The organism is Massilia scottii (assembly GCF_030846495.1).
In the GTDB taxonomy this organism is placed as follows: domain Bacteria; phylum Pseudomonadota; class Gammaproteobacteria; order Burkholderiales; family Burkholderiaceae_D; genus Telluria_A; species Telluria_A violaceinigra.
Map to the genome: position 1 here is coordinate 123,554 of NZ_JAVCWM010000019.1, position 9,294 is coordinate 132,847.

The window sequence follows — 9,294 nt, forward strand, 5'->3', positions numbered from 1 at the left end:
GGATGACGCCTTGTGGCGATCCGCACGCCGACGCCTGGATCAGCGCTGCATCGACTCCCACACCTTCTGCAGGCGCTTGGCCGACACCGGCATTGGCGTGCGCAATTCCTGCGCATACAGCGACACGCGCAGTTCTTCGAGCATCCAGCGAAATTCCACCATCTTCGGATCGGTGTTTTTTCCCGCCAGCCGGTCGCGCGCGGCGCGCATGAAATGGCTGGCGGACTGGGTCCACTCGGCCATCAGCTTGGCGTCGCGCGCGGGATCGGCACGCAGCTTTTCCAGCCGCACATTGATTGCCTTGAGATAGCGCGGAAAATGCGCCAGTTGCGCGTAATCGTTATCGATCAGGAAGCGCTTGTGCACCAGTCCCTGCAACTGCGACTGCATGTCGGCCGCGGCCTGCGCCTGCACGCCTTGCAGCTTCTTGGGCAAGCCATGGAACTCGGTCAACACCTGCGACACCAGGCGTGCAATTTCGTTCACCAGCAAGGTCAGGCGCGACTTGCCTTCATCCTTGCGCTTGTTGAACGAAGCCGCGTCGGTCGGCAGCGGGTCTTGCAGGCAGGCGATGTCGATCGCTTTCTGGATGATCTGGTCGCGCAACTCCTCCTGCGAGCCCATCGCCATGAACTGCATGCCCATCTGCTGCAGACCCGGAATGTTCTTCTCGACAAACTTGATCTGCTCTTTGAACTGCAGCGCGAACAGGCGGCGCAGGCCAACGCGATGCGTGGCAGCGGCCACGGTCGGGTCGTCGAACACTTCCAGGTCGCAGTGGGTCTGCTTGTCGACCAGCGCCGGAAAACCGATCAGGGTCAGCTTGCCCTGCACGATTTCCAGCAGCTCCGGCAATTCGCCGAAGGTCCACGAGGTCAGGCCGGTGTGCTGGCTGACCTTGGGCGCATTCGGCTGCGATGCCGCGGCCGCCGACGATGCCGCCGCCGGCGCAGCGGCCGAGGCCGAAGTTGTGGCGGTCGCCTGGACCTTGCCCGGCGCCGCCGGAATCGACACCTCCGCCAGCTTCTGAAAGCTCTGGCGCGCCTGCCCGCCGAATTCGGCCTGCAAGGTCGCCAGGTTGCGTCCCATGTCGAGCTGGCGTCCGTGCTCGTCGATCACCTTGAAGTTCATGAAATGGTGCGCCGGCAGCGTTTCGGGCTTGAAGTCGGAGCTCAATACCATCAGGCTCGTTTGCGAACGGATGTCGGCGATGATGGCGTCGATCAGGTCACCGCGCCCGAACTTGCCCGCTTCGTGCACGCGCTCGCAAAAGCGCGCCGCGTAATCGGGCAGCGGCACGCAATGGCGGCGCAGCTTCTGCGGCAGCGATTTTAAAAGCAGATGCACTTTCTCCTTCAGCATGCCCGGCACCAGCCAGTCCGCGCGCTCGCGCGGCAGCTGGTTCAGCGCAAACAGCGGCACCGCCAGGGTGACGCCGTCGCGCAGGCTGCCCGGCTCGAAGTGGTAGGTGAGCTGCATCTCGATGCCGGTCACCGACATCACCTTCGGGAACAACTCGGTGGTCACACCAGCCGCTTCGTGCCGCATCAATTCGTCGCGGTTCAGGAACAGCAGCTTGGGTTCCTTGAAGGTGGCGTCCTTGTGCCACTTCTCGAAGCCGGCGCCGTTGACCACGTCGGTCGGAATGAGCTTGTCGTAGAACGCGGCGATCAGATGGTCGTCGACCAGCACGTCGAGACGGCGCGACTTGTGCTCGAGGTTTTCGATCTCTTTGATCAGCTTGTGGTTATGCGCGAAGAACGGCGCGCGCGTATCGTAGTCGCCCGCCACCAGCGCATCGCGAATGAAGATCTCGCGTGCTTCGGCGGGATTGAACTGGCCGTAGTTGATGCGGCGCTGGCTGTAGATCACCAGCCCGTGCAGGGTCGCGCGTTCGGACGCGGTGACCTGCGCGGCGCGTTTTTCCCAGCGCGGCTCGCCCCACGATTTTTTCAGCAGATGGCTGCCCACCCGCTCGATCCATTCGGGCGCGATGTTGGCCACGCAGCGCGCGTACAGGCGCGTGGTTTCCACCAGTTCGGCCGCCATGATCCACTTGCCCGGCTTTTTAATGAGCGAGGAACCCGGCCACACGTGGTACTTGATGCCGCGCGCGCCGAGGTAGCCGGCGCCCGGTTCATCCTCGGACTTGAAGCCGATATTGCCAAGCAGGCCAGTGAGCAGGGCCGTATGCAGGTTCTCGTACGTGGCCGGCAGCTCGTTCATGCGCCATCCCTGCTCCTTGACGATGGTGAGCAGCTGCGAATGCACGTCGCGCCATTCGCGCAGGCGCACCTGCGAGAGGAAATTGGTGCGGCACGTTTCCATCAGCTGGCGGTTGGTTTTCTTGTGCTCGATGGCCGCCTCGAACCACTTCCAGATCTTGATATAGGTGAGGAATTCGGACTTCTCGTCGGCGAACTTCTTGTGCGCCTCGTCGGCCGCCTGCTGGTGCTCCATCGGCCGGTCGCGCGGGTCCTGCACCGACAGCGCCGAGGCGATGATCAGCATCTCGGTCAGGCAGGCGTTTTCCAGCGCGGCCAGAATCATGCGCCCGACCCTTGGATCGAGCGGCAGCTTGGCCAGCTTGTGGCCGAGCGGGGTCAGGTCGTTCGATTCGTCGACCGCGCCCACTTCCTGCAGCAGCTGGTAGCCGTCGGCGATCGCGCGGCCCTGCGGCGGCTCGATGAACGGGAACGTCTCAACATCCGTCAGGTGCAGGGACTTCATGCGCAGGATGACCGCCGCCAGCGACGAGCGCAGGATTTCCGGCTCGGTGAACCTGGGGCGCTGCAGGTAATCGTTTTCTTCGTACAGGCGGATGCACACGCCGTCGGCCACCCGGCCGCAACGGCCGGCGCGCTGGTTGGCGGCCGACTGCGCGATCGGCTCCACCTGCAATTGCTCGACCTTGTTGCGGAAGCTGTAGCGCTTCACGCGCGCAAGACCGGCGTCGACCACGTAGCGGATGCCCGGCACCGTCAGCGAGGTTTCGGCCACGTTCGTGGCCAACACGATGCGGCGCGCATTGGTGATCTTGAAGACCTTCTCCTGCTCCTCGACCGACAGGCGGGCGAACAGCGGCAGGATCTCGACGTGCGGCGGATGGTGCTTGCGCAGCGCTTCGGCGCAATCGCGGATCTCGCGTTCGCCCGGCAGGAACACCAGTACGTCGCCCGAGCCGAGGCGGCACAATTCGTCGACGCCATCGACCACGGCGTCCATCAGGTCGCGCTTGTCGCGCGCGGCCTGCGCCTTCGGCATCGGCTTGCCCGACGCCGGCGATGGCGATGCCACCGCCACCGGATCGCGGTCGACCGGGCGATAGCGCACTTCCACCTTGTACAGGCGGCCCGACACTTCGATCACCGGCGCCAGCTTGTCGCCGTTGGCGAAGTGGCGCGCGAAACGGTCGGCGTCGATCGTCGCCGAAGTGATGATCACTTTCAGGTCGGGACGGCGCGGCAGCAGCTGCTTGAGGTAACCAAGCAGGAAGTCGATGTTCAGGCTGCGCTCGTGCGCTTCATCGATGATGATGGTGTCGTAGTTTTTGAGCAGCGGGTCGGTCTGGGTTTCGGCCAGCAGGATCCCGTCCGTCATCAGCTTGACCGAGGCGCCCGGCTGCAAGGTGTCGGTAAAGCGCACCTTGAAGCCCACGTGCACGCCCAGCGGCGTGCCCAGTTCCTGCGCGATGCGCTTGGCGGTGGACGACGCGGCGATCCGGCGCGGCTGGGTGTGGCCGATCAGGCCCTTCTGGCCGCGCCCCAGCTCCAGGCAAATCTTGGGCAGCTGGGTGGTTTTGCCGGAGCCGGTTTCACCGGAGACGATGATGACCTGGTTCTCCAGCAGCGCCTTGGCGATGTCCTGGCGGCGCCCGGAGACCGGCAAGTCTTCGGGAAAGGTAATCGGCGGCAGCGGCGTGCGAAACACCTCGCGCGGCGCGCGCGGTTGACGTTCGCCCGCTGGCTGGCCTTCACGCGGCGCACGCTCACCGGCCGGCTGGCCTTCGCGTGGTGGACGCGGGGCACGCGCCGGACGTTCACCGGCTGGCTGGCCTTCACGCGGCGTACGCTCACCGGCCGGCTGGCCTTCGCGTGGCGGACGCGGGGTGCGCGCCGGACGCTCACCGCCCGCCTGGCCTTCCCTCGGCGGACGCGCTGCGGCACCCGGGCGCTCGCCCTCCCCCGGCTGGCGCGGCTGGCGGGATTGAGACCCACGCGGTGCGGGTTGACCCGCCTCGCTGGCTTTGCGGGGCGTGGCGACAGGTGGCGACGGCGGCGTGGAAGGCTTGTTACTCTGTTCTGACATTGTTTTTACATGAATTTAGCGCGCAAGTCGCGCAGCGAATTATAATGCGCCAAATGGAAACCCCTAACCAATTCGTCCAATGGCTGCGCTCAGTCGCGCCGTACATCCACGCGTTCCGTGGCAAGACCTTCGTGGTCGCCTTTCCGGGTGAACTCGTTACCGCCGGCGCGCTGCCGGTGCTGGCCCAGGATCTGTCGCTGCTCGTCGCCCTCGATATCCGGGTGGTGATCGTGCACGGCTCGCGGCCCCAGGTCGCCGAGCAGCTCGCGCTGCGGAACGTCGAAGGCCGTTTTCACAACGGCATCCGCATCACCGACACCGCCGCCCTCGAATGCGCGAAGGAAGCGGCCGGCGAACTGCGTCTCGACATCGAGGCCGCCTTCAGCCAGGGTTTGCCCAACACGCCGATGGCGCACGCCGCCATCCGCATCATCTCCGGTAACTTCGTCACCGCGCGCCCGCTTGGCGTGATTGATGGCGTCGACCTCGAACTGACCGGCATGCCGCGCAAGATCGCCGCCGAAACCATCCACGCGATCCTGGCCACCGACAGCCCGGTGCTGCTCTCGCCGCTCGGTTTCTCGCCGACCGGCGAAGCGTTCAACCTGACCATGGAAGACGTGGCCGTGTCGGCTGCGATCGCCCTGCACGCCGACAAACTCGTGTTCATCACCGAAACGCTGATGATGCTCGATGAAGGCGGCGCCGAAATCCGCGAACTGTCCTCGCACCAGGCCGAAGCCGTGCTGCAGGCGGGCTTTTTGCCGGCCGACGCCGCGTTCTACCTGCAGCACGCCATCAAGGCCTGCAACAGCGGCGTGCCGCGCGCCCACATCGTGCCGTTCGAGATGGATGGCTCGGCCCTGCTCGAACTGTTCACGCACGATGGCGTGGGCACCATGATCAGCCACGAAAACCTGGAAAGCCTGCGCCGCGCCACCATCGAAGACGTGGGCGGCATCATCAAGCTGATCGAGCCGCTGGAAGCGGACGGCACCCTGGTCAAGCGCGGGCGCGAACTGATCGAACGCGAAATCGACCAGTTCTCCGTGATCGAGCACGATGGCGTCATCTTCGGCTGCGCCGCCCTGTATCCGTTCCCGGAATCGAAAATGGGCGAAATGGCCTGCCTGACGGTCAATCCCGAAGTGCAGGCCCAGGGCGACGGCGAGCGTATCCTCAAGCACGTGGAAAACCGCGCCCGCGCGGCCGGCCTCAAGCAGCTGTTCGTGCTCACCACGCGCACCTCGCACTGGTTCCAGAAGCGCGGCTTCAAGCCGGCCACGGTCGACGCCTTGCCCAAGGATCGCCAGCATATGTATAACTGGCAGCGCAAATCCCAAGTGCTGATTAAGTCTTTATAATCACGCCTTTACACTTATCCGCTTGAGGAGTACACATGGCCCGCACCGTCCATTGCATCAAACTGAACAAGGAAGCTGAAGGACTCGACTTCCCGCCTTACCCGGGCGAGCTGGGCAAGAAAATCTGGGAATCGGTGTCGAAGGAAGCCTGGGCCGCATGGCTCAAGCACCAGACCATGCTGGTCAATGAAAACCGCCTGAACCTGGCCGACCAGCGCGCGCGCAAATACCTGGCCACGCAGATGGAAAAGCACTTCTTCGGCGATGGCGCCGACGCTGCCCAAGGCTACGTCCCACCAGCCGACTGAGCAAGCCCCCAGCAAACTGGCGCGCGCCCTCTCCGGGCCGCGCCAGCTTTCATCCGATCTGCTTTAAATCGGCTTGCACTGACGCAATTCGCACTTGGCCTGGAAAATGGTACGGTTATCGCACACCATGCGGTACACCTCGACCGGGCCCGGCGGCGTCATCAGGCCGGCACCCACGCCGCCCGTACAACCCTGCTTCTTGGCCATGTTTTCCACCGTCACCGACGAAATGCCGGGGCGGAACGGCACGTGCGCGATCGGCTGGCCCTTGGCGTCGAGCGCTGGTGCCTGCACCGGCGCCACGGCCACCTTCACCGGCGCTTGCCGCGCCGCGACTTTTTGTTTCCTGGCCGACGAACAGCCGCCCAGCACCGCCACACACATCACCGCCAAAAGCAATCGCTTCATGTTATCCCCGTCGTTGAACTACTTCTTTAACTTCATGTCTGATCGATTTCTTGCCGAATCGATGTCTTGTATGGCTTAAAACGTCAGCGTCTTGACGCCTTCGCTTGTTCCCAGCAGGCACACATCGGCCCCGCGCTGGGCAAACAGGCCGACGGCGATGACGCCGACGATCTGGTTGATCTGTTGCTCCAGCCCGACCGGATCGGTGATCGACAGACCCGCCACGTCGATGATTTCGCCGCCGTTATCGGTAATGAAAGCTTGTTCGGTGCCGGGTTGGAGGCGCAGGCGCGGCTGGCCGCCCAGGGCCGCAAGGCGCCGCATCACGGCCGCGCGCGCCATCGGCAGCACTTCGACCGGCAGCGCAAAGGCGCCCATGGTCTGGACCAGCTTGGAGCCGTCGGCGATGCAGACGAACTGGCGCGACACGGAAGCGACGATCTTCTCGCGCGTCAGGGCGGCCCCGCCGCCCTTGATCATGGCGCCGCTGGCGGTGATCTCGTCGGCGCCGTCGATGTAGACGGCGATCTCGCTCACGTCGTTCAGGTCGTACACGGCAATGCCGTGGCCGCGCAGGCGCGCCGCGGTCGCTTCGGACGAGGCCACCGTCCCCTTGATGCGATCCTTGATGGTGGCCAGCTCATCGATGAAGAAATTGGCGGTGGAGCCCGTGCCAACGCCGATGATCTCGCCGTCAACCACGTAGGCGATGGCGGCACGCGCCACGGCTTGTTTCAATTCGTCTTGAGTCATGTCAGAAAATAGGGGGAAAAAAGAAGGAATGCTCTTATTTTAACGGATCGCACCTCGCCAATACACCTTTCCTGCCCAATTTTGTTGCCATGTCGCATGAACGTAACCAAGTCGCGGGCACGGCTGGTCCGTTTTACCTGTACGGGGTGGAATCTATGCGAAAATGCCTCGATGCATAGATTCTCTGGGAAAGTGACATGAACGAAACGAAAACGGTCCTTGTCGTCGATGACAGCCGGGTATCGCGGCTGATGGCGCGCCAATTCATCCTCAGCCGGCAGCCCGACTGGAAGGTGGAAGAAGCCGCCACCGGCGAAGAAGCCATCGAGAAGGTGAAAACCCTGTCCCCCGTTCTGATTCTCATCGACGTCAACATGCCTGGCATGGGCGGCCTGGCCGCTGCCGAGCACCTGCGCGCGGCCTGCCCGGACACCCACATTTCGCTCGTCACCGCCAACGTCCAGAACGCCACCCGTAGCCGCGCCACCGAACTGGGCATCGGCTTCATGGAAAAACCCATCACCGAAACGCGCATCCATGCCCTGATCGGCGCCCTGGAGTGACCATGTTCAATCTCAGCGAACTGCAGCACGATGCGCTGGTCGAGATCTTCAACATCGGCGTGGGCCACGCGGCCAAGTCGATGAGCGAGATCGTCAATGAGGAAGTGACGATGTCGGTACCGTCGATCAGCTTCCTCAACCGTGCGGAAGCCGCTGAGATGCTGGGCAACAAGGACAGTGCGCGTGTGTGCGGCGTCAGCCAGCACTACGAAGGTGCGTTCAAGACCGAAGCCATTTTGATGTTCCCCGAGGACAAGAGCCTCGACATCGTGCGCCTGATGGTGGGCGAGTCGGTGCCGCTCAAGGAATTGACGGAGATGGAGCAGGAAGCGCTGAGCGAGATCGGCAACATCATTCTCAACTCCTGCGTCGGCACCCTGGCCAATATTTTCGCGCAAGAACTGAGCGGGTCCCTGCCCGAGTACCACGTGGGCACCAGCGAAGAAATCCTCAGCGCCACCGGCGGCCTGGGCGATACCGTGGTGCTGATGCTGCATATCGACTTCATCCTCGAAAAACACCAGATCCACGGCTATGTGGCCTTCATCCTCGACCTGACCGCGCTCCAGGACCTGCAAGACCAGGTCGACCGCTACCTTGCCAAGATCATGGGTCCGGCCTGACATGGCAGACGCCGCGGCACCCGGCCAGGGCATGCTTGAAAGCGTGCTCGGCGCGATCAATCTGGGCACGATCGTGCTCGACCACGCACGGCGGGTGGTGGTATGGAACCGCTGGATGAGCCAGTATTCGGACTTGCCGGCCGAGAGCGTGGTGGGGCAGGATTTTTTCGACCTGTTCCCTGAGCTGGGCGGCAAGCGCATCGACGGCGCCGTACGCCAGGCGCTGTGCGACAATTTTCCATCGGTGCTGTCGCAGACCTTGCACAAGGCGCCGTTTGCGCTGTTCGTCAACGCCGCGGCGCGCGAGGCGGGCGAGCGCATGCAGCAGGCGGTCGCCGTGACGCCGCTCGACGTGCCGGGCCTGGAGCGCCATTGCCTGATCCAGATTACGGACGTGAGCGTGGCCGTCCACCGCGAACGGCTGCTGCGCGACCAGGCGCTCGAACTGCGCTCGCAGACGTTTTCGGACGGCCTGACCGGGATTGCCAACCGGCGCCATTTCGATGTGGCGATGGAAAAGGAAATGCGCCGCGCCAAGCGTTCCGGCACGCCGCTGTCGCTGCTGATGATCGATATCGATTTCTTCAAGCCGTACAACGACCATTACGGCCACCAGCAGGGGGATGACACCCTGATCAAGGTGGCGCACGCGCTGGCGGCCATGCTGCAGCGGCCGGCCGACCTGATTGCGCGCTATGGCGGTGAGGAATTCGCCGTGATCCTGCCGGAGATGACGGCTGAACACAGCCAGGTACTGGCCGAGAAGATGCGCGAGCGCATTGCCGCTTTGGCGATTCCGCATGCCAAGACCGAGCTGACCGGGTATGTGACGGTGAGCATTGGCCTGGCGACGCACGCGCTGGAAAATTCGAGCGATATCGCCGTGCTGCTGGGCGAAGCGGACCGGGCGCTGTACATGGCCAAGGGGGCCGGACGGAACCGGGTGGTGAGATTTAGTTAGTAGCAG

General features: G+C 63.8%; 8 protein-coding genes. 5 read left to right on the forward strand and 3 right to left on the reverse strand.

Translation table 11 applies throughout. The features are described from left to right. Positions 1-39: 39 nt before the first annotated feature. Positions 40-4,308 carry an ATP-dependent RNA helicase HrpA gene (gene hrpA / locus RBA41_RS23585; protein WP_306626682.1) on the reverse strand — a complete coding sequence of 1,423 codons (4,269 nt, stop codon included), beginning with the start codon at positions 4,306-4,308 and terminating at the stop codon, positions 40-42. Between the two features lie 53 nt (positions 4,309-4,361). Between hrpA and argA the strand changes: the two genes are divergently transcribed. After that, positions 4,362-5,672, forward strand: a complete 1,311-nt coding sequence (argA, locus tag RBA41_RS23590) for an amino-acid N-acetyltransferase (protein ID WP_306626683.1) — start codon at positions 4,362-4,364, stop codon at positions 5,670-5,672. Between the two features lie 35 nt (positions 5,673-5,707). Next, positions 5,708-5,980, forward strand: a complete 273-nt coding sequence (locus tag RBA41_RS23595; protein ID WP_099875725.1) for an oxidative damage protection protein — start codon at positions 5,708-5,710, stop codon at positions 5,978-5,980. A 63-nt stretch (positions 5,981-6,043) separates the two neighbouring features. On the opposite strand, the gene RBA41_RS23600 is transcribed toward RBA41_RS23595, so the two are convergent. Together RBA41_RS23600 and rpiA are read right to left on the reverse strand one after the other, a co-directional pair. Further along, positions 6,044-6,388 carry a putative periplasmic lipoprotein gene (locus RBA41_RS23600; protein WP_306626684.1) on the reverse strand — a complete coding sequence of 115 codons (345 nt, stop codon included), beginning with the start codon at positions 6,386-6,388 and terminating at the stop codon, positions 6,044-6,046. Positions 6,389-6,463: 75 nt separating this feature from the next. Then, positions 6,464-7,141: a ribose-5-phosphate isomerase RpiA gene (gene rpiA / locus RBA41_RS23605; RefSeq protein ID WP_306626685.1), complete on the reverse strand. Its 678-nt coding sequence runs from the start codon at positions 7,139-7,141 to the stop codon at positions 6,464-6,466. Between the two features lie 197 nt (positions 7,142-7,338). On the opposite strand from rpiA, the gene RBA41_RS23610 reads away from it, so the two are divergent. Genes RBA41_RS23610 through RBA41_RS23620 form a run of 3 tightly spaced genes read left to right on the forward strand, consistent with a single transcriptional unit; the run spans position 7,339 to position 9,288 of the window. Further along, on the forward strand, positions 7,339-7,704 hold the full coding sequence (locus RBA41_RS23610) for a response regulator (protein ID WP_306626686.1): 366 nt from the start codon (positions 7,339-7,341) through the stop codon (positions 7,702-7,704). Between the two features lie 2 nt (positions 7,705-7,706). Then, positions 7,707-8,327, forward strand: a complete 621-nt coding sequence (locus RBA41_RS23615) for a chemotaxis protein CheC (protein WP_306626687.1) — start codon at positions 7,707-7,709, stop codon at positions 8,325-8,327. A 1-nt stretch (position 8,328) separates the two neighbouring features. Then, positions 8,329-9,288 carry a sensor domain-containing diguanylate cyclase gene (locus RBA41_RS23620; RefSeq protein ID WP_306626688.1) on the forward strand — a complete coding sequence of 320 codons (960 nt, stop codon included), beginning with the start codon at positions 8,329-8,331 and terminating at the stop codon, positions 9,286-9,288. Positions 9,289-9,294: the final 6 nt, after the last annotated feature.